Annotated in this window: 22 protein-coding genes; 9 read left to right on the top strand and 13 right to left on the bottom strand. The window is 72.1% G+C overall.

The genetic code is table 11. The features are described 5' to 3' along the window. The first annotated feature begins 24 nt into the window (after positions 1-24). A complete protein-coding gene (locus ACSYGN_RS37935) occupies positions 25-1,779 on the top strand; it encodes an FAD-dependent monooxygenase (RefSeq protein WP_460404805.1) in 1,755 nt (584 codons plus the stop codon). 22 nt (positions 1,780-1,801) lie between these two features. On the opposite strand, the gene ACSYGN_RS37930 is transcribed toward ACSYGN_RS37935, so the two are convergent. Beyond that, the gene (locus ACSYGN_RS37930; protein WP_460404803.1) at positions 1,802-2,581 is read right to left on the bottom strand and encodes an SDR family NAD(P)-dependent oxidoreductase; all 780 of its coding nucleotides are present in this window, start codon (positions 2,579-2,581) and stop codon (positions 1,802-1,804) included. A 384-nt stretch (positions 2,582-2,965) separates the two neighbouring features. Between ACSYGN_RS37930 and ACSYGN_RS37925 the strand changes: the two genes are divergently transcribed. Further along, positions 2,966-3,928, top strand: coding sequence for a LysR family transcriptional regulator (locus tag ACSYGN_RS37925; RefSeq protein WP_460404801.1), 963 nt, complete (start codon positions 2,966-2,968; stop codon positions 3,926-3,928). Positions 3,929-4,176: 248 nt separating this feature from the next. Here the strand turns inward: ACSYGN_RS37925 and ACSYGN_RS37920 are convergent, their stop codons facing one another. The 7 genes from ACSYGN_RS37920 to ACSYGN_RS37890 form a co-directional block, all read right to left on the bottom strand. After that, positions 4,177-5,394 carry a vWA domain-containing protein gene (locus ACSYGN_RS37920; RefSeq protein ID WP_460404799.1) on the bottom strand — a complete coding sequence of 406 codons (1,218 nt, stop codon included), beginning with the start codon at positions 5,392-5,394 and terminating at the stop codon, positions 4,177-4,179. Then, positions 5,391-6,131: an SRPBCC family protein gene (locus tag ACSYGN_RS37915; RefSeq protein WP_460404797.1), complete on the bottom strand. Its 741-nt coding sequence runs from the start codon at positions 6,129-6,131 to the stop codon at positions 5,391-5,393. The genes ACSYGN_RS37920 and ACSYGN_RS37915 overlap by 4 nt, the downstream gene beginning before the upstream one ends. Further along, the gene (locus ACSYGN_RS37910; protein ID WP_460404795.1) at positions 6,128-7,021 is read right to left on the bottom strand and encodes an AAA family ATPase; all 894 of its coding nucleotides are present in this window, start codon (positions 7,019-7,021) and stop codon (positions 6,128-6,130) included. Before ACSYGN_RS37910 ends, ACSYGN_RS37915 begins: the two co-directional genes overlap by 4 nt. Beyond that, positions 7,018-7,908 (bottom strand): XdhC family protein, encoded by an 891-nt coding sequence (locus ACSYGN_RS37905; RefSeq protein WP_460404793.1) that lies wholly within the window; start codon positions 7,906-7,908, stop codon positions 7,018-7,020. Before ACSYGN_RS37905 ends, ACSYGN_RS37910 begins: the two co-directional genes overlap by 4 nt. Positions 7,909-7,970: 62 nt before the next feature. Beyond that, positions 7,971-10,367 carry an aerobic carbon-monoxide dehydrogenase large subunit gene (locus tag ACSYGN_RS37900; RefSeq protein WP_460404791.1) on the bottom strand — a complete coding sequence of 799 codons (2,397 nt, stop codon included), beginning with the start codon at positions 10,365-10,367 and terminating at the stop codon, positions 7,971-7,973. Beyond that, a complete protein-coding gene (locus ACSYGN_RS37895; RefSeq protein WP_460404789.1) occupies positions 10,364-10,915 on the bottom strand; it encodes a (2Fe-2S)-binding protein in 552 nt (183 codons plus the stop codon). The genes ACSYGN_RS37900 and ACSYGN_RS37895 overlap by 4 nt, the downstream gene beginning before the upstream one ends. A 2-nt stretch (positions 10,916-10,917) precedes the next feature. Beyond that, positions 10,918-11,799, bottom strand: coding sequence for an FAD binding domain-containing protein (locus ACSYGN_RS37890; protein WP_460404788.1), 882 nt, complete (start codon positions 11,797-11,799; stop codon positions 10,918-10,920). 259 nt (positions 11,800-12,058) lie between these two features. Between ACSYGN_RS37890 and htpG the strand changes: the two genes are divergently transcribed. The 4 genes from htpG (at position 12,059) to ACSYGN_RS37870 (ending at position 17,215) form a co-directional block, all read left to right on the top strand. After that, a complete protein-coding gene (gene htpG, locus ACSYGN_RS37885; RefSeq protein ID WP_460404786.1) occupies positions 12,059-13,996 on the top strand; it encodes a molecular chaperone HtpG in 1,938 nt (645 codons plus the stop codon). Between the two features lie 391 nt (positions 13,997-14,387). Further along, positions 14,388-14,774, top strand: coding sequence for a hypothetical protein (locus ACSYGN_RS37880; RefSeq protein ID WP_460404785.1), 387 nt, complete (start codon positions 14,388-14,390; stop codon positions 14,772-14,774). Position 14,775: 1 nt separating this feature from the next. Beyond that, a complete protein-coding gene (locus ACSYGN_RS37875; RefSeq protein WP_460404784.1) occupies positions 14,776-15,750 on the top strand; it encodes a tyrosinase family protein in 975 nt (324 codons plus the stop codon). Positions 15,751-15,958: 208 nt separating this feature from the next. After that, a complete protein-coding gene (locus ACSYGN_RS37870) occupies positions 15,959-17,215 on the top strand; it encodes an MFS transporter (protein WP_460404782.1) in 1,257 nt (418 codons plus the stop codon). 30 nt (positions 17,216-17,245) lie between these two features. On the opposite strand, the gene ACSYGN_RS37865 is transcribed toward ACSYGN_RS37870, so the two are convergent. Next, positions 17,246-19,243 (bottom strand): heavy metal translocating P-type ATPase, encoded by a 1,998-nt coding sequence (locus ACSYGN_RS37865; RefSeq protein WP_460404780.1) that lies wholly within the window; start codon positions 19,241-19,243, stop codon positions 17,246-17,248. A 198-nt stretch (positions 19,244-19,441) separates the two neighbouring features. Between ACSYGN_RS37865 and ACSYGN_RS37860 the strand changes: the two genes are divergently transcribed. Then, positions 19,442-19,822, top strand: a complete 381-nt coding sequence (locus tag ACSYGN_RS37860) for an ArsR/SmtB family transcription factor (RefSeq protein WP_460404778.1) — start codon at positions 19,442-19,444, stop codon at positions 19,820-19,822. 262 nt (positions 19,823-20,084) lie between these two features. Here ACSYGN_RS37860 and ACSYGN_RS37855 read toward each other — a convergent pair whose 3' ends face one another. The 3 genes from ACSYGN_RS37855 to ACSYGN_RS37845 are packed head-to-tail and all read right to left on the bottom strand — an operon-like array spanning position 20,085 to position 21,832. After that, positions 20,085-20,867, bottom strand: a complete 783-nt coding sequence (locus ACSYGN_RS37855; protein ID WP_460404776.1) for an Fpg/Nei family DNA glycosylase — start codon at positions 20,865-20,867, stop codon at positions 20,085-20,087. A 2-nt stretch (positions 20,868-20,869) separates the two neighbouring features. Further along, positions 20,870-21,610 carry a UdgX family uracil-DNA binding protein gene (locus ACSYGN_RS37850; RefSeq protein WP_460404774.1) on the bottom strand — a complete coding sequence of 247 codons (741 nt, stop codon included), beginning with the start codon at positions 21,608-21,610 and terminating at the stop codon, positions 20,870-20,872. 6 nt (positions 21,611-21,616) lie between these two features. Beyond that, positions 21,617-21,832, bottom strand: coding sequence for a CBS domain-containing protein (locus tag ACSYGN_RS37845; RefSeq protein ID WP_460404772.1), 216 nt, complete (start codon positions 21,830-21,832; stop codon positions 21,617-21,619). 313 nt (positions 21,833-22,145) lie between these two features. On the opposite strand from ACSYGN_RS37845, the gene ACSYGN_RS37840 reads away from it, so the two are divergent. After that, entirely contained in the window at positions 22,146-23,174 is a 1,029-nt protein-coding gene (locus ACSYGN_RS37840) for a cation diffusion facilitator family transporter (RefSeq protein WP_460404770.1), read from the top strand. 355 nt (positions 23,175-23,529) lie between these two features. On the opposite strand, the gene ACSYGN_RS37835 is transcribed toward ACSYGN_RS37840, so the two are convergent. After that, positions 23,530-23,961, bottom strand: a complete 432-nt coding sequence (locus ACSYGN_RS37835; protein WP_460404768.1) for a MarR family winged helix-turn-helix transcriptional regulator — start codon at positions 23,959-23,961, stop codon at positions 23,530-23,532. Between the two features lie 218 nt (positions 23,962-24,179). On the opposite strand from ACSYGN_RS37835, the gene ACSYGN_RS37830 reads away from it, so the two are divergent. Beyond that, positions 24,180-25,598 (top strand): DHA2 family efflux MFS transporter permease subunit, encoded by a 1,419-nt coding sequence (locus tag ACSYGN_RS37830; RefSeq protein ID WP_460404766.1) that lies wholly within the window; start codon positions 24,180-24,182, stop codon positions 25,596-25,598. Positions 25,599-25,637: the final 39 nt, after the last annotated feature.

Genomic DNA, 25,637 nt, shown 5'->3' with positions numbered 1-25,637 from the left:
TGAACGGGGGCACCGGGAGGAACCGTGCCGCACACCCGAACGACCGACGTCCTGATCGTGGGTGCCGGCCCGGTCGGCCTCAGCGCGGCCGCCGGACTGCGCCGCCGCGGCGTGTCCTGCAGGCTGATCGACCGGCTGCCCGCCCGCCTGCCCTACGCCAAGGCCGTCGGCATCCAGCCGCGCACCCTGGAACTCTGGGACCGCATGGGCCTGGTGCGCGACGTCCTGGAGGCGGCCGTGCAACTGCGCGGACAGCTCGTCTACGTCAACGGCCGGGAACAGGCGCGCATCGACCTTCGGCTGCCGCCCGAAGTGCCGTACCGCTTCGCCGCGCTGCCGCAGTACGAGACCGAACGCCTCCTGGAGGAGTACGTCGCCCACCTGGGCACGGCCATAGAACGCGGCACCGAACTGCTGTCCTTCACCCAGGACCCGGACGGTGTCACCGCCCGGCTGCGCACCGCCTCCGGCACCGAGGAGGAACTGCGCACCGGCTATCTGGTCGGCTGCGACGGAGCGCACAGCACCGTCCGCAAGGGCCTCGGACTCCGCTACGAGGGAGCGGCGTTCGCCGATGAGTACATGCTCGGCGACGTCGAGGCCGACTGGGACCTGCCGCACGCGTACAGCGTGCGCTCCAGCCACCTCGCCGCCGACGGCTCCGTCGACGACATCCTGGTCTGCATCCCGCTGCCCGGCGACGGAGGCGGCCGGTACCGCATGTCGACGCTCGTCCCGCCCGAACTCTCCACCAGGGCGCATGCCGGGCAGCCCGTCCCGGCCGACGACGTGGCGCACGGCCTGGAGGGTGAGCGCACCCCGGAGCTGTCCCACCTCCAGGCCGTCCTCGACCGCCTGGCCCCCAGGCCCGCCGCGCTCTCCGGACTGCGCTGGTCCTCCGTGTTCCGGATCAGCCACCGAATCGTCGACCGCTACGCCGAGGGCCGTGTCTTCGTCGCGGGCGACGCCGCCCACATCCATCCCCCGACCGGCGCCCAGGGCATGAACACCGGCGTCCAGGACGCCTGCAACCTGGCTTGGAAACTCGCCCTCGTCGTACGCGGCGAGGCCGGTCCCGGACTGCTCGGCAGCTACGACGCCGAGCGCCGCCCCGTTGGTGAGGAGGTCGTGGGCCGTACCGTCCGGCACGCCACCCAGGGCATGGAGGCCGACCCCGAGACCCCGGACACCCTGATGCTCCGCGAGGCGCAACTCCTCGTCGACTACCGGGGCGGCCCGCTCGCACCCACCGGGACCGGCGCACCCGGCAGCACCGGGACGGCCGGCAGCGCCGGGAGGGATGACAGTGCCGGGAGGGAGGACAGCGTAGTGAGGGTCGACGCGCCCCGGCCCGGCGACCGGGCACCCGACTGCGCCGGGCTGACCAACCCGCCCGCCGCCTACCCACTGCGGCTCCTCGACGTGCTGCGCCATCGCACCGGGCACGTGGTGCTCCTGTACGGGACGGACCTCGCCGGCCTGACCGGGGCCGCGGAGGCGGTGGGGCGCGCACAGGCACCGCCGGCCGCCGACGGCCGTCCCCGCCCGCGTCTCCCCCTGGAGACCGTCGCCGTGCTCGCCCGGGACGCCGCTCCGGTCGGCGCCGACGCCCTGCCCGTGCCCGGATACCGCGACTCCGGCGGGGAGTTCGCCCGCCTCTACCGCCCCGACGGCCCGACCGGCTTCGTCGTACGCCCGGACGGCCACCTCGGGCCACGTTTCCCCCTCGCCGCCACCGCGACGGCCCTCGCGGACCACCTGGCGCGGCTGTGGCCGTGAGGCCGCGGCGGACCGCCTGAAGTCAGTGCACGGACAGGCCGCCGTCGACGAACACCGACTGCCCGGTGACATAGCCGGAGGACCGCCCGGCCAGGAACACGGCCGCACCGGCGAAGTCTTCCGCCAGGCCGTTGCGCCCGACCATGGTGCGCGCGGCCAGCGCCGACACCCGCTCCGGATCGGACGACAGCCGCGCGTTCAGCGGCGTCATGACGAACCCCGGCACCAGCGTGTTGCAGGTGACGCCGTACGGCGACCACGCCTCCGCCTGCGAGCGGGCCAGCGACTCCAGCGCCCCCTTGGAGACCCCGTAGGCCCCGCTCTGGACGAAGGCCCGGTGTGCCTGCTGGGAGCTGATGTGGATGATCCGCCCGAAGCCCCGGTCGGCCATCCCCGGCCCGAAACGGCGGCCCAGCAGATACGGCGCCTCCAGATTCACCGCCATCGTCGCGTCCCACACGTCCTCGCCCAGCTCGCCCATCGGCGGGCGCAGATTGATCCCGGCGCTGTTGACGAGGATGTCCGGCTCGCCGTACACCCCGGCCGCCCGCTCCGCCGCCTCGCGCACCGCCTCCCGGGTGCCCAGATCGGCGCTCACCCAGGCCGCCCGGCAGCCCTCGGCCGTCAGCTCCTCCACCGCGGCGGCCAGCTCGGCCTCCCGGCGTGCCACGATCACCACGCTCGCCCCCGCCCGCGCCAGCGCCCCGGCGACGGCCCGGCCGATACCGGAACTGCCCCCGGTCACGATCGCGGTCAGGCCGTCGAGGGAGAACAGTCCGGAGAGATAACCGCGCGAGTCCATGCCCGAACCCTAGGGCCTGCTTCCGCGGGCGTCGGGGACTGGACGACCGTGCGGGCCGCCGTCGGCGGGGCCCGGCGGCATCCGGGCTGGTGGCCGGGGTGTGGTGGCCCCGGGGTGGGGGCGGTAACCGGCCACGGCCCTGATGCTCGGTCGCGCAGAGGCTGCACGGCGGCTGTTGCTGTGGCACGGTGGAGGTGGGCCGGGTCCCGTCACTCTCCCCCGTCGTGACGGGCCCGGTCTCCTGCCGTGCACGGGGTGCCGGGCGTGCCGCCGGGACGGCGGACGGGACCGTCACGCGCTGTGGCCCCTGGGGAACCGATGAGCTAACTTGGCTTGCAGGTCACTGGTGATTTGGACACCCGTGGTGAGCGCGGGAGGTTCCGTTTGACCCCGGCACAGCTGCGAGCCTTCTCCGCGACCGTCCGGCTCGGATCCGTCAAGGCCGCCGCGGCCGATCTCGAGGTGAGCGAGGCAGCCGTCTCGACGCACATCGCCCATCTCCGCAGAGAGCTGGGCGACCGGCTGTTCACCAGGACCGCGAACGGACTCGCGTTCACCCCCGGAGGACTGCGGCTCGCCAGCCGCGCCGCGGAGCTGCTGGGCCTCCAGGACCGCACCATCCTCGAGGTCCGGGAAGCCGGAGCGGGCCGCCGGCTGCTGCGGATCGCCGGGACCACCCTGTTCGCCGAGCACGCCGCGCCCGGCCTCATCGAACTGTTCGCGGGCCGCGCCGACGACCTCGATGTCGAGCTGAGCGTGCACGAACCGCGGGACTTCGGCGCGCTGCTGCTCAGCCGGACCGTCGACGTGGCCATCGGACCCCGGCCCGCCGTTGTGGACGACGCGCTCTCCTGCACCCCCTTCCTCAACTACCAGGTGATCGCGGTCGTCGGCCGCGACCACCCGCTCGCGGCGGGCGGCGTCACCGCCGCCGAACTGCGCGACCAGACCTGGCTGCTGGGTCCCTCCGCGGTCGGCAGGACCGGCATGATCCCCTCCGTGCTGCGGCGCCTGGACGTCCCCGAGCACAACCAGCGCATCTTCCAGAGCCATGCCGCCGCCGTCGACGAGGCCAAGCACGGCAAGGGTGTGGCCCTGGCTGTGGCGTTCGCCGTCGCGAACGACCTCGGGGCGGGGGATCTGTGCAGGATCGCCGGGCCCTCGCTGCCGCTGCGCGGCTCCTGGAACCTGCTGGCCCTCAGGGACCGCGACATGTCGCCTGTCGCCGCTGAGCTTCGCCGCTTCGTCACTACGCCGCGGGCGATTCAGGCGATGCTGCGGGGCGCGGGCGTGACCGCTGGCCGCTTCAGGCCGGCGATTCATGTGACGCTGTGGAGTGGCACGTAGCCCTTGGCGGGCGGCGGGTGCGGTCTTTCGCCGTGGGCGGGTGCGGGTGCGTTGTGGTTGGTCGCGCAGTTCCCCGCGCTCCTGGGGGGTGTGGCTTGGGTCGGCTGGATGGTTGGCCCGCCTTGCCGGGTGCGTGCCCGGTTCCGCCGTGGGCGGGTGCGGGTGCGTTGTGGCTCGTCGCGCAGTTCCCCGCGCCCCTAGGGGAGTGTCGCTTGCGTCGGCTGGATAGGTCGAGCTGCCTTGCTGTCTCACCTTCGCGCGCTGCGCGCGATCTCGGCCGGTACCCGTAGCAGCGCGCCGAAGGTGTCCGCCGGTAGGTGTAGGTCCACGTACGGCAGTGCTGCGGCCAGGGTTGAGGTGCGGGGCTCGAAGTCGGGGGCGGCGGCTCTGGGGTTGAGCCAGATCACGCGGTGTGCGCGGAGCCGTAGCCGGGCCATTGCCGTGGCGAGTTGTTGTGGCGGGTCGCCGTCCCAGCCGTCGGAGCAGATCAGGACCACCGCGCCGCGCAGGGAGCCGCCGTGGTGCGAGGTGAGTAGCGTGCTCAGACAGTGCGCTATCCGGGTGCCGCCGAACCTGTCGGTGACCCGTTCCGTCGCCAGGTCCACCGCCGCCTCGGCGGAGCGGTGCGTGAGCACCGCGGTGAGCCGGGTCAGCGTCGTCGCGAACGCGAAGACCTCCGCGTCCGCCGTACGGGCGAGGGCGCGCATCAGATGCAGATACGCCACCGCGTGCGCCTGCATCGAGCGGCTGACGTCGCACAGCACGACGACCCTGCGCGGCCGGCGCTCGGGCCCGGCCCGCACCAGCCGCACCGGCTCCCAGCCCGTGCGCCGGGAGCGTGTCGTCGTCTCCCGGACGGCGATGCGCGGACCGCCCGTGCGCACGGCGTAGCGGCGGGTCCGGCGCGTCGGCCAGTCCCGCAATGCTGTCTCCAGCCAGCGGCCGATCAACTCCACGTCACGCGGGTCGAGTTGCGGGAACGGTGTCTCCACTTCGGCGGCGAGCACACTCGGCAGCCGCTGCGGCACGGTCAGCGGCTGTGCCTCCTCGCGCTCGGTGGCGGCTGCGGGCGGCAGGGTCACCCAGGGTAGCGCCGTCGCCTCGTCGGGGGCCGCGTGGTCGTGGGGGTCGGCGGGTGGCCGGTGACCTGCGGCGTCCTCGTCGGGGGAGACAGCGCCGGGTCCGGTGCGCCGGGCGTTCGGGTCCAGGGCGAGCACGGTGTCGCCGAAGAGGGAGTCGAAGACCCGGTCGAAGACCGCCAGGTCCGGCTGATCACGCACGAGGGTGACCCGGGCCGTCCAGTACAGGGCGGTGCGGGTGGCGGGCGCGGTGCGGGCAAGCGCCCGCGCGAAGTCCTGGGTGGCCGTGAGACCGGCGGGCAGACCGCACTCCCTGAGCCGTTCGGTGAGCGCCACGGCGAACGCGGCGCGGTCGACGGCGGGCAGCAGCGGGCCGCCGGATGTCATCGGACCAGCAGCCAGACGACCACGGCGACGACCATGGCGGCGACGACCGCCCCGACGGCCACCGGGATCACCCGCCTGGTGACGGACGCCCCGGCCAGCTTCATCAGGTCCAGCGGCTCGTCGTCGGCGGCGGGCCGAGGCCCAGGTACGGGCACGGACACGGGCACGGGCGTCGCGGTCTGCGGGGCCGCGGCGGCGGGTGCGGTGGCAGGGGCGACGGCGCCGGACGCTGCGGCGGCGGCCTCGGCGGGCACCACCGCGGCTTCCGACTCCGCCTCCGCCTCGCTCGTCGGCGCCGCCAGCAACCGCGTCTCCACGTTCGCCACGAACTGGGCGAACAGCTTCTCCGACACCTCCTTGATCATCCCGCTGCCGAACTGCGCCAGCCGCCCGCTGATGCTGAGGTCGGTGCTGACCGTCACCACGGTGCCCTCGCCCCGCTCCGTCAGCCGGGCGCGGACGGTCGCGGAGGCGTTGCCCGCGCCGCGGGTGTCCTTGCCGGTGGCCCTGATCACGGCGGTGCGGTTCGCCTCGTCCTTCTCCACGAACCGTGCGACACCGGTGAACTGGCTGACGACCGGGCCGACCTTGACCCGCACCCGGCCCTTGTAGTCCTCGCCCTCCACTCCCGTGAGCTGCGCCCCCGGCATACAGGGGGCCAGGGACTCCAGGTCGGTGAGGGCCTCCCAGGCCCGTTCGACGGGTACGGAAACGCCGAACTCGTGGTCGATCTTCAAGGCTTCCTCGCTTGTCCGGGGTATCCGAGTTCCTCCAGGGACTCGGTGATGGCGGTGCGGTCGTCGGGGCTCTTGGCGACCGCGCTGAGGGTTCTGACGATGTCGTCGCGGGCCAGCCGGGTCACCCGCAGGGCGGCGAGCGCGGAGAGCCAGTCGATGGCCTCCGCCATGCCGGGCGCCTTGTCGAGGTCGAGCCCGCGGACCGTGCCGATGAAGGCGGCGGCGGACGCGATCAGCGGCTCGCCCGCGGCCGGGACCGAGCGGCGCAGGATGAGGGCGGCGCGCTCGGGCGAGGGGAAGTCGATCCAGTGGTACAGGCAGCGGCGCCGCAGCGCGTCATGCAGTTCGCGGCTGCGGTTGGAGGTGAGGATCACGACCGGCGGACGCAGCGCGGCGAACGTGCCCAGTTCCGGGATGGTGATGGCGGACTCGCCGAGGAACTCGAAGAGCAGCGCCTCGAATTCGTCGTCGGCCCGGTCGATCTCGTCGATGAGCAGCACGGGCGGCAGCGGGCCGCGATGGCGCACCGCCCGCAGCAGCGGCCGGTCGAGCAGGAACTCCTCGGTGAACAGATCGGCGTCGGACAGATGGCTGCCGCGCGCCTCGGTGAGCCGTACGGCGAGCAGTTGGCGCTGGTAGTTCCACTCGTACAGCGCCTCGCCCGCCGACAGGCCCTCGTAGCACTGGAGCCGGATCAGCGGGGTGTCGAGTGCGGCGGCGAGCGCCTTCGCCGCGCTGGTCTTGCCCACCCCGGGCTCACCCTCCAGCAGCAGCGGGCGGCCCAGGACCGTGGCGAGGAAGAGGGCGGTGGCGGTGCCCTCGTCCACCAAGTAGCCCACTGTGTCCAGGCGTTGCCGTATCTCGTCGGCGTCCGTGAACAGCTCGCTCACCCTGCGGCCGCCGCTTCCCGGGCCATCCGGTCCCGGCAGCCCGGGCCGCAGAACCAGAACTCGCCGTCGGCGGTGGTGAGATGAGGAGTGTCCGGGCCCACGGTCACCGTCATCCCGCACACCGGGTCCACCACCTCCGCCGGCCGTTCGGCCATGGGCAGCGGCGGGCGTCCGGCCGTGCGTACGGCTTCGACGACCTCCGCCAGGATCGACAGGGCGACCTCCGGTGCCGTGCGCGCCTTGATGTCGAGCCCGGCGGGGGAGTGGATCCGGGCGCGCTCCGCCTCGTCCAGGCCGAGTTCGTCGAAGAGGGCAGCGCCGCGGCGGCGGCTGGCGACCAGTGCGATGTGCGGGACCCGGGCGTCCAGTGCGGCGCGCAGCGCGTCGCCGTCGCCGCGGCCCTGCCCGGCCACGATCACCGCGGCGGTCTGCTCGGCGGGCGGTCCGTCCGGCAGTGAGCGGGCGGTGGCGTAGCCGAGCACCTCGGCGAGCGCGACGAACGCCTCCGCGATCGGGGTCTGCCCGACCACCTCGATCAGCGGTGGCGGCAGCACGGGTTCGAGGAAGATCTCCAATGCGCCCCCCGACAGACACGGGTTGACGACGACCTGGGCGCCGGGCGTGTCCGGGAAGGCGGCGCCGTCCCCGGGCAGGACACGCAGCAGCAGCGGCCCGCCCTCGTGCAGCGCGCCGAGCGCCGCCGTACGTACCGAACTTTCCGCACACATCCCGCCGACGAAGCCGTCGATCGTGCCGTCGCCGTAGACGATGGCCTCGTCGCCCGGGTGCGCGGAGGCGGGCGCCTGGGCGCGCACCACCCGGGCGTGCACGAACGGCACCCGTCTCCGGGTGAGTTCCAGCGCCCGGGCGCTGACCGTGCCGGTCATCCTCGCCGCCTCCTCGTCGCCTCCTCGACATCCACACCCCCTGCCGCCGTGCGCGCCGCCGCTCAGATCGGCGGCGTCGGCCTGCCCTGCATCGCCTCCCACACCCGCGACGGGGTGAGCGGCATGTCCGCGTGCCGGATGCCGAACGGCTCCAGGGCGTCGACCACCGCGTTGACGATGGCCGGCGGGGAGCCGACGGTCGCCGACTCGCCGACGCCCTTGGCGCCGATCGGGTGGTGCGGCGAGGGGGTGACCGTGTGGCCGGTCTCCCAGTCGGGGACCTCCAGGGCGGTGGGGAGCAGGTAGTCCATCAGCGAGCCGCTGAGGCAGTTGCCGTCCTCGTCGAAGGAGATCATCTCCATCAGCGCCATGCCGACCCCGTCGGTGAGCCCGCCGTGCACCTGGCCCTCGATGATCATGGGGTTGATCCGGGTGCCGCAGTCGTCCACCGCCACGAACCGCCGCACCGTCACCTTCGCGGTGCCCGGGTCGATGTCGACCACGCAGATGTACGCGCCGTGCGGGTACGTGAGGTTCTCCGGGTTGTAACAGATCTGCGCGTCCAGGCCGCCCTCCACGCCCTCGGGCAGATCACCGGCGCCGTGCGCGCGCAATGCCACGTCCTGGATGGTCACCGATGCCGAGGGGTCGCCCGCGACATGGAAGGAGCCCTTCTCCCACACCACGTCGGCGACCGACACCTCCAGCATCCCCGAGGCGATCAGCCGGGCCTTGTCCCGCACCTTGCGCGCCACCAGCGCCGCCGCGGCTCCCGACACCGGGGTCGAGCGGCTGCCGTAGGTGCCGAGCCCGAACGGTGTCTGGTCGGTGTCGCCGTGCACCACGTCGATGTCCTGCGGCGGGATGCCCAGTTCCTCGGCGACGATCTGTGCGAACGTCGTCTCGTGGCCCTGCCCCTGGGACTGCACCGAGAGCCGTACGACCGCCTTGCCCGTCGGATGCACCCGCAGTTCGCAGCCGTCGGCCATGCCGAGGCCGAGGATGTCCATGTCCTTGCGCGGGCCCGCGCCGACCGCCTCGGTGAAGAACGACACCCCGATGCCCATGATCTCGCCCCGGGCCCGTTTCTCGGCCTGCTCGGCGCGCAGCGCGTCGTAGCCCGCGATGCGCTTGGCCAGTTCCATGGTGGGCGCGTAGTTGCCGGAGTCGTAGACCCAGCCGGTCTTGGTGCGGTAGGGGAACTGCTCGGGCCGGATGAAGTTCTTCATCCGCAACTCGACCGGATCCGTGCGCAGTTCGTGCGCCAGACAGTTCACCAGCCGCTCGACGAGATACACCGCCTCGGTGATGCGGAAGGAGCAGGCGTACGCCACCCCGCCGGGCGCCTTGTTGGTGTAGACGGCCGTCATGCTGCAGTAGGCGGCCTGAAGGTCGTAGCTGCCGGTGAAGACGCCGAAGAAGCCCGCCGGGTACTTCACGGGTGCGGCCGTTCCGTTGAACGCGCCGTGGTCGGCGAGGACATGGGTGCGGATGGCGAGGATCTTCCCCTCGCGGGTCGCCGCGATCTCGCCGCGCATCACATAGTCGCGCGCGAAGCCGGTGCTGAGGAGGTTCTCCGAACGGTCCTCCACCCACTTCACCGGCTTCCCGGTGAGCAGGGAGCCGACGATCGCGCACACATAACCCGGGTAGATCGGCACCTTGTTGCCGAAGCCGCCGCCGATGTCGGGGGAGATGACCCGGATCTTGTGCTCGGGCAGCCCGGCGACGATCGCGTAGAGGGTGCGGTGCGCGTGCGGGGCCTGGGTGGTGGACCACAGGGTGAGCTTGCCGTCGACGGCGTCGTAGTCCGCGACCGCGCCGCACGTCTCCATGGGCGCCGGGTGTACCCGCGGGTACACGATGTCCTGGCTGACCACCACATCGGCGCGGGCGAACACCTCCTCGGTCTCGGCGGCGTCGCCGGTCTCCCAGTCGAAGCAGTGGTTGTCCTGCTTGCCCTCCAGGTCGTCGCGGATGACCGGAGCGTCCGGCGACAGCGCGGTGCGCACGTCGACCACCGGGTCCAGCGGCTCGTACTCGACGTCGATCAGCTCCAGCGCGTCCCGGGCCGAATAGCGGTCCTCGGCGACGACGAAGGCGACCTCCTGGCCCTGGAAGCGGACCTTGTCGGTGGCGAGGACCGCCTGCACGTCGTTGGACAGCGTCGGCATCCACGCCAGGCCCTTCTCAGCGAGCATCGCCCCGGTGACCACCAGCCGGACCTTGGGGTGCGCCTCGGCCAGCGAGGTGTCGACGGAGACGAGCCGCGCGTGCGCCAGGGGCGAGCGCAGGACCGCCAGATGCAGCATGCCCGGCAGTTGTACGTCGTCGACGTAGCGGCCCTTGCCGCGTACGAAGCGCGGGTCCTCCTTGCGCAGCATGCGCCCGTGCCCGCAGGGCTTGGTGTCGTTGTCGACGAACGCGGTGCGGTGGCCGTTCCCGGCGACGGTGGTCATGACGTGCTCCCCTGGGCCGAAGCGGCGGCCGGTTCGGCGGACTCGGCAGCGGATTCTGCGGGACCGTCGGCGGCCGTGGTGCGGGTGCCCGCCTCCTCGGCGGCCGCCCAGCGGACCGAGCGGACGATGGTCGCGTACCCGGTGCACCTGCAGATCTGCCCGGAGATCGCCTCACGGATCTCCTGCTCACCCGGGTCCGGATCGCGGTCCAGCAGGCCGCGGGCGGTCATCATCATGCCGGGGGTGCAGAACCCGCACTGGAGCCCGTGGCACTCCATGAACCCGCGCTGCACGGCGTCGAGCGCGCCGTCCTGCTCCAGGCCCTCTACGGTGCGCACCTCGTGCCCGCCCGCCATCGCCGCGAGCACCGTGCACGACTTGACCGGCTCGCCGTCCATCAGCACCACGCAGGTACCGCAGTTGCTGGTGTCGCACCCCCAGTGGGTGCCGGTGAGACCTAGGTGGTCGCGCAGGAAGTGGACCAGCAGCAGTCGGCCCTCTATCTCCCGGGTGACCTCTTCACCGTTGACCGTCATCGTCACCTGCATGATCACACCTCCTCCCCGCGCGCCCGGGCCACGGCCCTGCGCAGGGTGCGCCGGGTCAGCTCTCGGGCCAGATGACGCTTGTACCCGGCGCTGCCCCGGTGGTCGGAGACCGGGGAGCATGCCTCGGCGGCGATGTCACCGGCCGAGGCGTACGCGTCCTCGCCCGGCGGCCGCCCGCGCAGGGCATCGGCGATCCAGGCGATGCCCGTCGTGTTCGGGCCCACGGCGGCCAGGCCCACCCGGACGTTGTCGAACAGCCCGGCGCCGTCCAGCCACACCGCGGCGCCCGCCGAGACCACCGCCCAGTCCCCGGCGCGGCGCTCCACCTTCTCGTAGGCGCTCGAACCGCCCGGCCGCACGGGGAAACGGACCTCGGTCAGCATCTCCGCGTCGCCGACCGCCGTCTCGTAGGGGCCGCGGTGGAAGTCGTCCATCGACACCACGCGCTCACCGGTGCGGCCCTCGATCACACAGCTCGCGTCGAGCGTGGTGCACACGGCGGACAGGTCCTCGGACGGGTCCGCCTGGCACAGCGAACCGCCCAGCGTGCCCCGGTTGCGGACCGCGGGGTCGGCGATGACGCGCTCGGCGTCACGGAAGATCGGCAGCGCGGCGGCCAGCTCGTCCGACTCCAGCAGCTCCCGGTGGCGCGTCATCGCGCCGATCCGGATCTCGCCGGGCAGCACACGGATGTAGCCCAGCTCGCCGTGCAGCTCGTTGATGTCGATCAGGTACTCGAAGTTGGCCAGCCGCAGCTTCATCATCGGCAGCAGGCTGTGCCCCCCCGCCACCAGCCGCGCCGTCTCGCCGTACCTGTCCAGCATAGTGATCGCCTCTGCGACACTCGCGGCTCTCTCGTATTCGAACGGTGCCGGGACCTGCATGCCGCCTTCCCCTCTCTCGCCCGGCCGCACTGCCGGGACGCTTGCCTGGATGCTCGGGGTGTTCGGGGCGTCGTCTTGGTCCAGGGGGCCATTGGGCGGCAGAGACGGGTGAGTGTCAACGACCGGTTAACCGTTCACTTAAGTCACCCGCCCTTCACTCGCTCCGGTGGTCCGGCCCACGGAAGGTCACGGTGCTGTCTAGAGTGGCGGTGACCTGCCAACGGCGACTGCTCAGGCATCTGTGAGGGACACGCGAACTATGCCGACCGAAACGTTTGAGTTCCAGGTAGAGGCCCGTCAGCTGCTCCAGCTGATGATCCACTCGGTCTACTCGAACAAGGACGTCTTCCTGAGGGAACTCGTCTCCAACGCCTCGGACGCGCTCGACAAGCTGCGTCTGGCCGCGCTGCGCGACGACGGCCTCGGCGCCGACACGTCCGACCTGCACATCGAGATCGAGCTCGACCCGGAAGCCCGCACCCTGACCGTACGGGACAACGGCATCGGCATGTCCCACGACGAGGTCGGCAAGCTGATCGGGACCATCGCCAACTCGGGCACCGCGGAGTTCCTCCGGGACCTCAAGGAGGCCGAGGACTCCGCGGGCGCCGAGCAGCTGATCGGGCAGTTCGGTGTCGGCTTCTACTCCGGCTTCATGGTCGCCGACGAGATGACCCTGGTGACCCGGAAGGCCGGGGAGAGCGGCGGCACCCGCTGGTCCTCGCAGGGCGAGGGCACATACACCCTGGAGCCCGTCGGCGACGCCCCGCAGGGCACCACCGTCACCCTCCACCTCAAGCCGGCCGACCCCGAGAACCAGCTCCACGACTACACCTCCGTGTGGACCGTCAAGGAGATCGTCAAGCGGTACTCGGACTTCATCACCTGGCCCATCCGTCTCGTCCCGTCAGCGGCGAGCGGCACGGACGGCACGGACGGCACGGACGACGGTGACGGCTCGGACGCCGCGGCTGCGCCCGAGACGCTGAACTCGATGAAGGCCCTGTGGGCGCGGCCCCGCGACGAGGTGTCCGACGACGAGTACCACGAGCTGTACAAGCACGTCAGCCACGACTGGCGCGACCCGCTGGAGACCATCCGCCTCCAGGCCGAGGGCACCTTCGAGTACCAGGCCCTCCTCTTCCTGCCCGCGCACGCCCCGCACGACCTCTACACCCGCGACCACCGGCGCGGCCTCCAGCTCTACGTCAAGCGCGTACTGATCATGGACGACTGCGAGGCACTGCTGCCGACGCACCTGCGCTTCGTCAAGGGTGTCGTCGACGCCGCGGATCTCTCGCTCAACGTCTCCCGCGAGATCCTCCAGCAGGACCGGCACATCCGGATGATCCAGCGGCGGCTGACCAAGAAGGTGCTGTCCTCCGTCAAGGAGATGATGGCGAACGAGCCCGACAAGTACCGTGACTTCTGGCGGGAGTTCGGCGCCGTCCTCAAGGAGGGCCTGCTCGGCGGGGCCGACGACCGCGACGCCCTGCTGGCCGTGGCGTCCTTCGCGAGCACCCACTCCGACGACGAACAGACCACGTTCCAGCAGTACATGGAGCGGATGAAGGACGGCCAGGAGGACATCTACTACATCACCGGCGAGTCCCGGCAGAGCATCGAGAACTCCCCTCACATGGAGGCGTTCCGTGCCCGCGGCCTCGAAGTGCTGCTGCTCACCGACCCGGTGGACGAGGTGTGGGCCGACGTCGTGGGCGAGGTGCAGGGCAAGCGGCTCAGGTCCGTCGCCAAGGGCGAGATCGAGCTCGACACGCCGGACGGCGAACAGGCGGGCGAGGAGCGGGAGAAGCAGACCGAGGAGTACGCGGGCCTGCTCGGCTGGATGAAGGAACAGCTCGCCGACGACGTGAAGGACGTACGCCTGTCCACCCGTCTGACCGTCTCCCCGGCCTGTGTCGTCTCCGACGCGAACGAGCTCACCCCGGCGCTGGAGAACATGTACCGGGCGATGGGCCAGGAGGTCCCGACGGCCAAGCGGATCCTAGAACTCAACCCCGGCCACCCGCTGGTGACCGGCCTCAACCAGGCCTACCAGGAACGCGAGGACCGCACCGGGCTCGTCGAGACGGCCGAACTGCTGCACGGTCTCGCGATCCTCGCGGAGGGCGGCCGCCCGAACGAGCCCGCACGGTTCGTGCAACTGGTGGCGGAACGGCTGGGGCGGACCGTCTAGCGGGCCATCGGTTCCTCCGGACTGGGTTCCTCCGGTCGGCGGGCCGCGGGCCCGGCACACGACGTGAGGCAGCCGCCCGCGGACCGGCCGACCGTCGTTTTCTGGCGGCCGGTCCGTCCGTCCCGTCCGACGTCGGGCCGGGCCCGGTCACCCGTGTGTCCCGTCGTGGCCAGGCCCCTTGGCCACGACGCCCCCGGGCCCGCGGAAGGGCAGTGCGGGGGGTGGGACAGCCGACAGGACCGAAGGCCCCTGGGGGGCACCCCCGACTCCTCTCCGTGAGCCCGGCCACCCGCTCGCCCCCCTCGGCATGCGCCACCCCTCGTCTCCTCGCAGACTGCGATCAGGAACCCTCCTTCGGACCCCGGCGCTGGATGCGCGGGAAGGGGATCTTGTGACTCCCGAGGAACTGGCTGCCGCCGCCGAGCCCGCGCTGCTCGGCGACTATCTGGCGGGGCTGCCCCAGCAGATGCATCACCACGGCCCCCTGACGAGCGTCCGGGAGGACGAATTCCAGGGGCACCGCATCGTCGTCAGAACGACCTACGAGGTCACGGTGGACGGTGCACGGCTCGAGGCACCCCTCTCGGTGTCGAACGACGGTCGTGTGCACTGCCACGCCCTGCCCACCTACGAGTTCGAGTCGGCCACCGACACCGTCCGGTCGCTGATCGAGAACTTCCCCGACGACTTCCCGGCCGGGGGCGCTCAGGGCGGGGACGACGACGAAGGGCACATGGGCCACCACACCGGCGGGGGCCATCACGAGGGGAATCACTGACGTGGCTGTCGTACGCAGGAACATCGTCACCAGCCCCGCCGCCCGGGACGCCTACATCGAGGGTGTCAGACGGCTCAAGCGCGAGGACTCGACGCTCAAGACCACCGCCTTCGGCATCCCCGGCCCGTCCGCGCCCGTGCGGACGTACGACCTCTTCGTCATCTGGCACTTCAAGGCCATGATGACGCCCGTACCCCCGAACGGCGACGTCAGCGTCCGCAACGCGGCGCACCGGGGCCCGGTCTTCCTGCCCTGGCACCGGTTCATGCTGAACCTGCTGGAGGCGCATCTCCAGCGTGTCCTCGGCGACTCCGGGTTCGGACTCCCGTACTGGGACTGGTCGATCGACGGATCGCTCCCCGCGCCCGAGACCGCGCTGATCTGGAAGCCCGACTTCATGGGCGGCCAGGGCAACCCGGTCTCCGACGGGCCGTTCGCCTTCGACTCCGCCGACCCGGACAGTTTCCGGATCCGGGTGGAGGCCGGGCCCAGCGTCAATCTGCGTCAGGCGAACCGGGGCTTGCGGCGTGCGTTCGCACGGGACGTGCCCACTCTCCCGAACGCCCTGGACGTCGGAGCCGCCTTCAACACGATGCCCCCGCCGTTCGGCGACCCGGACCTCGCCACCTACGACTTCGCTCCCTGGCTGGCCAACTCCCGTGGTTTCCGCAGCAGACTGGAGGGCTTCACCGGGACCGGGCTGCACAACCAGGTGCACCGGTGGATCGGCGGGGACATGGCGCCTGCGTCGTCCCCGAACGACCCGGTCTTCTTTCTGCACCACGCCAACGTGGACCGGCTGTGGGAGGGGTGGATGAACCGCAACGGGCGGACCTATCTGCCGTCCATGGCCGAGTCGGCGGCACTGCTCGGCCACCGGATCGACGACCCGCTGATCTCGCCGCTCGGCGCGGGTGTCACCCCCCGGCAGACCCTCGACAACACCGCCCTGTTCACCTACGACATCGTGCCCTGAGAGCCCTGAGAGCCCTGAGAGCCCTGAGAGCCCTGAGAGCCCTGAGAGGGCGGTGGCCCGTGGTGGCCGTGGCCGGTGTTCGTGGCCACCACCAGGTTCGTCGTGCCGCGTGCCCGCGGCGGACCACGGCCGTGGTCCCGGTCGAACCCTGCTAGAATCCCCGCGTTGGCCTTCGGCGCCCCAAGTGGTGCGTCCGGAGGCTTTTTTCATGTCTCTTGCCTCCGATTCCTCCAATACCTCTGATTCCCCCGGGACATCCGTCCCCTCCTCCGCCCCGACCGGCTACCGAGCCCTCCTCGGCAACCGTGAATTCGCCGGTCTCTACACCGGTTTCACCCTCACCGTCGCCGCGAGCACCCTCTCCGGCTTCGCGCTCGGCTCCCTCGTAGACCGGCAGACACACTCCCCGTTCCTCACCGCCGTCAGCATGTACGGCGCCACCTTCGCCACCGTGCTCGGCGCGCTCACCCTCATGTCGGTCGCCGACGGCCACCGCCCGCGCCGGACCCTCGTATTGCTCCAGTGCGCGGCTCTCGTCGGCGTCGCCGCGCAGGCGGTGCCGGGGCTGCCGCTCGCCGCCCGGTTCGGGCTGCTCCTCGTGCTGGGGTTCTTCCAGTCCCTCGGGACCGGGACCCGTATGGGGCTGCTCGCCGAGATCGTGCCGGTGTCGGCGTACGCCCTGGCCCGGTCCCTGATGAACATCACCTCCGGGGGTATGGCCGTCATCGGGTACGCCGCCGGTGCCGTCCTGCTGCGGTGGCTGAGCCCTCGCGGGGTCTTCGGCGTCGCCACGGTGCTGACCGGCCTCGCACTGGCCGTGGTCGCGGTGACCGTACGGGAGCACTCGATCCGGCCGGCCCGCCGCCCCGGGCTGCGGCAGACCTGGGCGGTGAACGCCGCGCTCCTCGCCCACCCCGGCCGACGGGTGCTGCTGCTCAACCTGTGGGTCCCGGGCGGCCTCGTCGTCGGCTGCGAGGCGCTGTTCATCTCCTACGCCCCCGACGACGCCGGTGCTCTCCTCGCGGCCGGGTCCGCCGGGATGCTGCTCGGCGACCTGACCGTCGGACGGCTGCTGGACGCCGAGCGACGGCGCCGGTGCGCGTTCGGGCTGCGGCTGCTGCTCGCCGTACCGTATCTGCTGTTCGCCGCACATCCACCGGTGCCGGTGCTGGTCGCCGCCGTAGGAGTCGCCGGTGCGGGGTTCGCGGCCACCCTGCCGCTCCAGGAGCAGTTGCTCGCGCTGACCCCCGAGGCGGTGCGCGGGCAGGTACAGGGGGTGGAGTCTGCCGGGCGGATGAGCTGGCAGGGGATCGGGGCGGCCGTCGCCGGGGCCGTGGCCCAGTGGCTCGGTCCCGGTACGGCGATGACCTTGCTGGCCGCCGCGTCCGTCGCCGTCACCGTCGTGACCCGGTCGTCCGTGGCCAAGGCCCGGGCCCGCGGTTGCACCGGCGGCCGTACCTGCTGACCGACCGATACAGTCACCTCGGTGGCCGGGTCAGCCCCCGCCCTCCGTACGGGCCTTCACCCACGCCGCCTCCCGCAGCAGCCGCAGCCCGTTGAGGCCGACGATCACGGTCGACCCCTCGTGGCCGAGCACACCGAGCGGCAGCGGCAGCGTGCCGACCAGATCCCAGAGGACCAGGCCGGAGATGAACGTCCCGGCGACGACCAGGTTCTGAACCACCAGCCGGCGGGCCCGGCGGGAGAGGGCCACCACGGCGGGCACGGTGGCCAGTTCGTCCCGTACGACGACCGCGTCCGCGGTCTCCAGGGCCAGATCGGACCCGGCCCGCCCCATGGCGAGACCGGAATGGGCGGCGGCCAGCGCCGGAGCGTCGTTGACCCCGTCCCCGACGACCAGCACCTTACGGCCCGCCGCCTCCCGCTCCCGGATCGCGGCCACCTTGTCCTGCGGCAGCAGCCCGGCGCGGACGTCCGTGATGCCGACCTCGGTGGCGACGCGATCCGCGGTGCGCGGGTTGTCGCCGGTGAGCAGGACCGGTGCGGCGCCGGTGAGGGCGGTGAGGGAGGCGACCGTGGCGGCGGCGTCGGGCCGCAGACGGTCGGCGATTCCCAGCACACCGGCCGGGGCTCCGTCGACCGTCATCAGCACGGCGGTACGGCCGTCCGCCTCCAGCTCGCTCACGACCTCGGCGGCGGCGCGGGTGTCGCCGTGGCCGGACAGCAGCCGCGCGGGTGTGCCGACCGCGACCTTGCGGCCGTCGACAGTGGCGGTCACACCGACGCCCGGTGCGGACGTGAATTCCTCCGCCACGGAGAGGGCGAGGCCGCGGGTGCGGGCGGCGGACACCACGGCCCGGGCCAGCGGATGCTCGCTGGGGTGTTCGGCCGCCGCCGCGACCGCCAGCAGCTCCGCCTCGCCCAGCCCCGCGCCGGGCAGCGGGCGGATGTCGGTGACCTGCGGGGTGCCCTCGGTGAGGGTGCCGGTCTTGTCGAGGGCGACCGCGTCGACCTGGCCGAGGCGTTCCATCACCACGGCGGACTTCACCAGGACGCCGTGCCGGCCGGCGTTGGCGATCGCGGACAGCAGAGGCGGCATCGTCGCCAGCACCACCGCGCACGGCGAGGCCACGATCATGAACGTCATCGCCCGCAGCAGCGACCCCGTCAGCGCGGCGCCGAACGCGAGCGGCACCGCGAACACCGCGAGCGTGGCCACCACCATGCCGACGGAATAGCGCTGTTCGACCTTCTCGATGAACAACTGTGTCGGCGCCTTGGTCTCCGAGGCCTCCTCGACCATCTGGACGATCCGTGCGATCACCGAGTCGGAGGCGTCCCGCTCGACCCGGACGCGCAGCGCGCCCGCGCCGTTGAGGGTGCCCGCGAACACCTCGTCGCCCGGCTCCTTGAGGACGGGCAGCGGTTCGCCGGTGATCGTGGCCTGGTCCACCTCGCTCGCGCCGTCCAGCACCCGGCCGTCGGCACCGATCCGCTCCCCGGGCCGCACCAGGACGGTGTCGCCGACGTTCAGCTCGGCGGTGGCCACGGTCTCCTCGCCGCCCCCGTCGAGCAGCCGGGTCGCCGTGGCCGGGGCCTGGTCGAGCAGCCCGCGCACCGAGTCGGCGGTGCGGGCGGTGGCCAGGGCCTCCAGCGCTCCGGAGGTGGCGAAGATGACGATCAGCAGGGCGCCGTCCGTCAGCTGCCCGATGGCGGCCGCGCCGAGGGCGGCCACGATCATCAGCAGGTCCACGTCGAGGGTCTTCTCCCGCAGCGCCCGCAGACCGGCCAGCCCGGGTTCCCAGCCGCCGCAGGCGTAGGCGAGCGCGTACAGCGGTCCCCACGTCCAGGCGGGCGCGCCGGCGAGGTACAGCGGCAGCGCGAGCAGGAACAGCACCGTGGCCGCGGCGGCCCAGCGGGCCTCGGGCAGGGCGAACACCCGGGTACGGGTCCGCGGGCGTACGGCGGGCGCGGGCGATGCGGTCCCGGGTGGCGGCGGGGGAGCGGGACGGTCGGTGAGCGCGGAGGTCATACGGCGGACTTTCGGTCGGGGCGGGGCACTGCGGTGGTCGTGCTCTGCGGCACGGTGCGGTATGGCATGGCGGGTGCCGTGCTTAGGGCAGCCTAAGGACTCCTGCTGAGAGAGCCGGCCCACCGGCCGTGTGACCACGATACAGGTACACATGAAGACATGTTCAAGTGTCGCTGTGACGCTTGTATGATGACGGCCATGGGTCACGGAGCAGCTCCCCCGAAGTACGCGGTGCCGCCCGCGCGTCTTGACCCGGACAACGCCGTACGTGTGGCGGCCACCCTCCAGGCCCTCGCCACCCCGTCCCGGCTGCTGATCCTCGCCCGCCTGCGCGAGGGCCCCTGCGCCGCCACCGACCTCGCCGCCGAGGTGGGCATGGAACAGTCAGCGTGCTCCCACCAGTTGCGGCTGCTGCGCAACCTCGGCCTGGTCGTGGGGCGCCGCCGCGGACGTTCGGTGATCTACGCGCTCTACGACAACCATGTCGCCGAACTCCTCGACCAGGCCGTGTACCACATCGAACACCTGCGGCTGGGCCTCAGCGACGCGGACGGCCTGGACGCGGTGGGCGGCGCCTGACTGCCAGGTCGCGGCCGATCGTGCGGCGGCGACGCCCTGGGGAGGCGGCGTTCGAGAGGGATGTGGGTGTCCTCAACGGGCCGCTCGAAATGCCTCGGGCTCGGCGGGTGTCTCGTACCGGCCAGGAAGTGGGTGGTCATCGGGCGGCCCTCCGGTAGCGGATGAGGGCGGTGGCACCGATCTCCTCGGCGGCCAGGTGCATTCCAGGTCGGTGGCGGGGGCCAGCATGCCGCGCAACGCCGGGCTGGGCGCGGCACTGCGATCAGTGCTGGCAGTGCTCGCACCAGACGGTACGCCGACCCGCTACGCGGCGTGCCTTCAGCCCTCGGCCGCAGCGGGGGCAGGCCGGTTCTCCGTCGTCGCGATGACCGGTGAGCCAGGTTCGCCTTGGCGGTACACACCCGGCGCGGGTGGCAGTGGCGAGCACGCCGCGCATCGCCGTGAACACATGGCGCGCCTCGGTGCCATCGAGTGCCCTCGCTGGCCGCCGGGGCGCCACTCGGGCCCGCCAGAGGATCTCGTCGCTGAGCAGGTTGCCGAGGCCGGCGATGAGGGACTGGTCCATCAGCACGCCCTTGATCGCGCCCCGCCGCTCGGCGAGCAGGTCCAGGAAGTCCTCGCGGGTCATCTCCAGGGCGTCAGGACCGAGCCGGTCCAGCAGTCGCGCCAGCGCGCGCTCATCCGGGGCCAGCCGTATGCCCTGGAGTTTGCGCTGGTCGCGGTAGCGCAATTGGCGTTCGTCGTCGAGGGTCAGGACGATCCGGTCATGGGTGATCAGCGGTTCGTCCGCGCGTGCGCAGACCAGTTCGCCGGTCATGCCGAAGTGCCAGACGAGGGCGGGGCCGTCAGCGACCGGGACGACCAGCAACTTCCCGTGACACCACGGCCGGCCGAGCCGCCGCCCCTCCACCTCCCGGCGCAGGCGTCGGGCGCTGACCCCGCGTAGTACGCCTGTGTCGCGCACCTCGACCCGCTGGACGCACCGGCCACTGCCACATCCGTCCAGTACCTCACGGAAACCCTCGACATCCGGCAACTCAGGCATGTCTAACTCCTGGCACGGTCCTCGGCCCGCCGGTCGGCCCCGTCGCCGTCTCCCAGCAGGTCGGCCACGATGCGCAGATCGGCGACTAGACCGTCGTAGACGCGTGTGCGGTCGGAGTCGTCGGTGCGCAGCACGGCGGACGGGTGGATCGTCGCGACCAGCCCGCTGATTCCTTCCTCGGCACGGTCTGTACTGTCCTGGTCGCCGAGGCCGGGCCAGGGCAGCAGGGCGCCGCGCTGCTCGGTCACGCGGAATCCCGAGCCGAGCACGGCTTTGCCCGCCGTCCTGCCGAGCGTGACGACCACCTCTGGTTCCACGACCCTCACCTCGGCCACGAGCCAGGGTCGGCAGGCCGTCATCTCGCGGAGGGTCGGGGCCTTGTGGATACGGCGTTTGCGGCCCTCGGGGATCGTGAACTTGAAGTGCTTGACCGCGTTGGTGACATACACCCCGTCCGGATCGACGCCCGCGTCCGTGAGAGCGCGTCTCAGTACTCTGCCCGCGGGCCCGACGAACGGTCTGCCCTGGCGGTCCTCCTGGTCCCCGGGCTGCTCGCCGAGGAGCAGGACGCGCGCGTTCGTGTTGCCCTCGCCGAACACGGTCTGGGTCGCCTCCTGGTACAGCGGGCAGCCCCGGCAGTCCGCGGCCGCCTTACGCAGCCCGGGCAGCCTCGCGCGCCGTCCCGGGAGGAAGGGGGTCGCGTCATGCTCCTGGCCGTGCCCCCGGGCACCCGTTCCGGTCATGGCTCGTCACCTCTTCTCCCTCGGGCTGCGGCCCTGCGGGGCCGCTCCGGTTCCGGGCTCACGCATCCTCCGCGCGGCGTGGCTGATGTCTTCGTCCACGTGGACCGTGACCGGCTCCCGGGAGATGGCCTCGGCCACCGACACCCGCCGGCGGTCCGGGCGACCGCGCGCGTCCACGGCGCTCGGAGCGTCGGTCATGATCTCCCGCACATCCCTGACCATGTCGCGGCCCCCTTTCCAGGCCCTGGCCCGGCACTGTCATCGGGCCGGGTACCCAACCCCGCATGCTTCACCGCGTGCCCCTGGCGCTCACACGGGGGGCGCGCCGTCGCGCCCTCTGCGCACGCGGACCACCCCCTTGCCCTGCATGAATGCGGCCCACCGGGGCAGTCGGCGGTGGGAGGTGGACGTCGGGCCCTGCGGACCCGCCTCGGCCACTCACGGCGGAGCGGCGCCCGAAATCCGCGCTCGGCCACTGTCTGTCCGGGCGGCGAGCAGGCCGACGACATCCGCACGGCAGACTGGAGGGCTGCGGGTGACGGACACTGAGAGGCGTCGCGATCGGGACCCCACGGCCCGGGACGTACGGACCCGGATCACTGTTCTCGTCGCCCTCGCAGCCAATCTCGTGATCGCCGCGGCCAAAGCGGTCGCAGGGCTTCTGGCCGGGTCCCCCGCCCTGCTGTCGGAGGCGGCGCACTCGGTCGCGGACTGCCTGAACGAGGTGTTCCTGCTCATCGCCGTACGCCGCAGCAAGCGGCCCGCCGACGACCGTCATCCGTTCGGCTACGGCAAGGAACGCTACTTCTGGGCGCTGCTGGCCGCAGTGGGGATCTTCGTCATGGGCGGCTGCTTCTCGGTGTACCAGGGCGCTCACGCCCTGCGATCGGGCGGGCAGGAGTCGCGGGCGGGCTATGTGGCGGGGCTCGCGGTGCTCGGCGTCGCGCTGCTGGCCGACGGTGCCTCCCTGCTCCGCGCCCTGCACCAGGCGCGCAGGCAGCGGGACGGCGCGGCCGACCCGGCGCTGCGCACCGTGATCGCGGAGGACGCGACCGCCGTGACAGGCGTACTCGTCGCGGCGATCGGTATCACGCTGCACCTGGTGACCGGACAGGTCGCCTGGGAGGCGGGCGCGTCCGTGGCGATCGGACTGCTCCTGCTGTGCGTGGCCTATCGGCTGGCCCGGGAGGCACGTGACCGGCTGATCGGCGAGGCGGTCGACACGGAACTGCGCGACCGCATCGGTGACTTCCTCGGGTCCCAGGACGAGATCGACAAGGTCGCGGCGCTGTTGACCATGCGACTGGGGATGGACTCGGTGCTGGTCACCGCCCGCGTCGATCTGATGCCGGGGCTCGACAGCGAGGAGGTCGAACTGGTCTGTGTGCGGATCAAACGGCGGATCACCGCGATGTGGCCGCAGGCCACGCATGTGTTCCTGGACATCACCGAGGCACCCGGCCCCGAAAAAGGTCCGGTCTCCCCGGCTCTCAGCCGCCCCGCGAAAGGCAGCCGCTCCTCCCACCACCTCGGCCGCGGTGGCCGCCCCGGCCTCCGCCCCTGACAGCCGAGTACCATCCGGCTCCGTCCGTCAACGCGCCGATCCGGTGGATCCCCGGCCGACGGCCGGGCGAACATGGGATGTGGCGGCGTGCGTCCTGCCGACATCCTCAGCATCACCGGCCACCTCGACGCCGCCGCCGGTGAACTGCGAGCTCTCGGCACGATGAGGACGCGTGAGGAACTGTGCGAGGCCCTGGTCCGGCAAGGGAAGGCGGCGGAGGCGATCGCCGTTCACCCCACGGTGGCCGAGCAGCGGGCCGCCGAACCGAAGCCCGAGCCCGCCCCTCCGGGCGGAAACGGGTACTCCTCGGAGGCACTTTCTGCTGGTCTGACCCGTGCGGCGCGCCGCCCTCGCGTCAGAGGGTCGCCGCGCGGATCCTCCCCAGCAGCTCCCTCAACTGCTGCCGCTCCTCCGCGTCGAGACCCCCCGTGGCCTCCGCCAGGGCGACCCGGTCCACCTCCTCCGCCTCACGGTGGCACTGCACGCCCTTGTCGGTGAGGCGCAGCAGGAAGGCGCGGCGGTCGTCGGGGTGCCGTACGCGCTCCACGAGCCCGTCGCGTTCCAGGCTGTCGACGATGCTGGTCGTCGTCCGGGGCGCCACGCCCGTCATCTCGCTCAGGTCCCGCATCCGCAACGGCTGTTCGGCCCGCGCCAGCATCCGCAGTGCCCGGAGCCGGGCGACCGAGGCGCCCCCGTGGCGCAGCCGGGCCTCCACGAAGTGGCGAAGCTGGATCGTCGTCTCGTACAGCTCGTCGATCAGGACGTCGCTGCTGCCTTGTGCCGCCATGTCGCTCCCGTGCCGTGCCGTCCCTACAGCGGAGGTCCACTGTAAGAGCCGAAAACCGATTCTATGAGCACCCACATAGTGAGTATGCTCAGTATGTGCTGCTGCCGTTCCGACACCGTTCCCTGCTCTCCCGGTCGAGGCCCTCCCGGTCCACGGCCCCGTCCCCTCTCTCCCTGCGCCTGAGCCAGCGCCTGGTCGTCCCCGTCATGTGTGTCAGCGTGACATTCGTCGCGATCGTCGACGGGGCGATCACCACCGTGGCGCTTCCCTCGATCGCCCGTCAGTTCCGTCTGACGACGGCCGCCCTCGACGGCGTGGTCGTGGTGTACCCGGTGTGTCTGGCCATGGCGATCCCCGCCTCCGCGTGGCTGGTCGAGCGGTTCGGCGGCAAGCGGGTGCTGCTGACCGCGCTGGCTGCGTTCCTCGGCTCTTCGGTGCTGTGCGGTGCGGCCGCCGGGCTCGGTGAACTCGTCGCCTCCCGTGCGGTGCAGGGCCTGTCCGCCGGGGTGCTCTTCCCCGCGTCGGCGGCGCTGCTGTTCCACACCTTCAGTTCCTCGGAGCAGGTGCACATCTCCCGGTACATGATCATCCCGCAGCAGATCGCCCCGGCGGCGGCGCCGATCCTCGGCGGTGTGCTGGTCGATCACCTCTCCTGGCGCTGGGTGTTCTACGTCAACCTGCCGATCGGCCTCCCGGCCCTGCTCTTCGGGCTGCTGTTCCTCACCGAGCACCGCGGCGAGCGGCCCGGCCGCTTCGACCTGACGGGGCTGCTGCTGAGCGCCGCGGGTCTGGGCGCGGTGATGTTCGGGGTGTGCGAGGGCCCCAACCAGGGCTGGACATCCGCCGCCGTGATCACCGCCCTCGCGCTGGGTGCCGTGGTCCTTGCCGCCGCCGTCGCCTTCGAACTGCGCACCACCGAGCCGTTGCTGAAGCTCCGTCTGTTCGCCGACCGGCTCTTCCGGGACACCAACCTGATCAACCTGGTGGGCCTGGTGCCGATCCTCGGCGCCATGTATCTCGGCCCGCTCTTCCTCCAGCAGGCGCTCGGCCGCACCGCCCTGGAGTCCGGCACCAGCACCTTCCCGGAGGCGTTCGGTGTCCTGCTGACCGTCCAGGTCGTCGGGCTGCTCTACGGCCGCATCGGCCCCCGGGTGATAGTCGGCTGCGGTATGACCGGCGTGACCCTGGTCCTGCTGCTGTTCGCGACCTGCGACCAGAACACGAGCCTGTGGACCTTCCGCGGCTATATGTTCCTGCTCGGCATCGCCATGGGCGGGGTCTTCATGCCGACGACGGTGGCCTCGCTGGCCTCCATCGACCGGCCGGACCTGGCACAGGCGTCCACCCTGAACACCGTCGTACGGCAGACCGGCGGCGCCCTGGCCCCCGCGGTGGTGACGACGGCCCTGGTCCTGAACACCCCGGCCACCGCCGTGACCGACCCACCGGTGACGGCGTATCAGCAGGCCTACCTGGTCCTCGCGGCGATCGCGGCGGCGACGGCGGTCTTCGCCTTCACCCTCCCCGACGGCCCGGCCCGGGCCGCGGTGGCCGGCGAGATCCGAGCCAGAGGCCGAGCGTCGGTCCTCCGCCGCGGCGCCACGGCATTCCGCCGGGGCCGGGAGAAGGCCCACTGACGGCAGCCGACCGCGCCAGCGGTTGCACCCATCGGCCCG

The sequence above is a fragment of the Streptomyces sp. YIM S03343 genome (assembly GCF_054729195.1).
This window is presented reverse-complemented; position numbering and strand designations above follow the sequence as displayed.

Coding starts and splice junctions, on each gene's coding strand:
- ACSYGN_RS37930 (WP_460404803.1), bottom strand. CDS start 2,581: ATGGACTCGCGCGGTTATCTCTCCGGACTGTTCTCCCTCGACGGCCTG.
- ACSYGN_RS37920 (WP_460404799.1), bottom strand. CDS start 5,394: ATGACATCCGGCGGCCCGCTGCTGCCCGCCGTCGACCGCGCCGCGTTC.
- ACSYGN_RS37905 (WP_460404793.1), bottom strand. CDS start 7,908: ATGACCGGCACGGTCAGCGCCCGGGCGCTGGAACTCACCCGGAGACGG.
- ACSYGN_RS37900 (WP_460404791.1), bottom strand. CDS start 10,367: ATGACCACCGTCGCCGGGAACGGCCACCGCACCGCGTTCGTCGACAAC.
- ACSYGN_RS37895 (WP_460404789.1), bottom strand. CDS start 10,915: ATGCAGGTGACGATGACGGTCAACGGTGAAGAGGTCACCCGGGAGATA.
- ACSYGN_RS37890 (WP_460404788.1), bottom strand. CDS start 11,799: ATGCAGGTCCCGGCACCGTTCGAATACGAGAGAGCCGCGAGTGTCGCA.
- htpG (WP_460404786.1), top strand. CDS start 12,059: ATGCCGACCGAAACGTTTGAGTTCCAGGTAGAGGCCCGTCAGCTGCTC.
- ACSYGN_RS37870 (WP_460404782.1), top strand. CDS start 15,959: ATGTCTCTTGCCTCCGATTCCTCCAATACCTCTGATTCCCCCGGGACA.
- ACSYGN_RS37865 (WP_460404780.1), bottom strand. CDS start 19,243: ATGACCTCCGCGCTCACCGACCGTCCCGCTCCCCCGCCGCCACCCGGG.
- ACSYGN_RS37860 (WP_460404778.1), top strand. CDS start 19,442: ATGGGTCACGGAGCAGCTCCCCCGAAGTACGCGGTGCCGCCCGCGCGT.
- ACSYGN_RS37855 (WP_460404776.1), bottom strand. CDS start 20,867: ATGCCTGAGTTGCCGGATGTCGAGGGTTTCCGTGAGGTACTGGACGGA.
- ACSYGN_RS37850 (WP_460404774.1), bottom strand. CDS start 21,610: ATGACCGGAACGGGTGCCCGGGGGCACGGCCAGGAGCATGACGCGACC.
- ACSYGN_RS37845 (WP_460404772.1), bottom strand. CDS start 21,832: ATGGTCAGGGATGTGCGGGAGATCATGACCGACGCTCCGAGCGCCGTG.
- ACSYGN_RS37835 (WP_460404768.1), bottom strand. CDS start 23,961: ATGGCGGCACAAGGCAGCAGCGACGTCCTGATCGACGAGCTGTACGAG.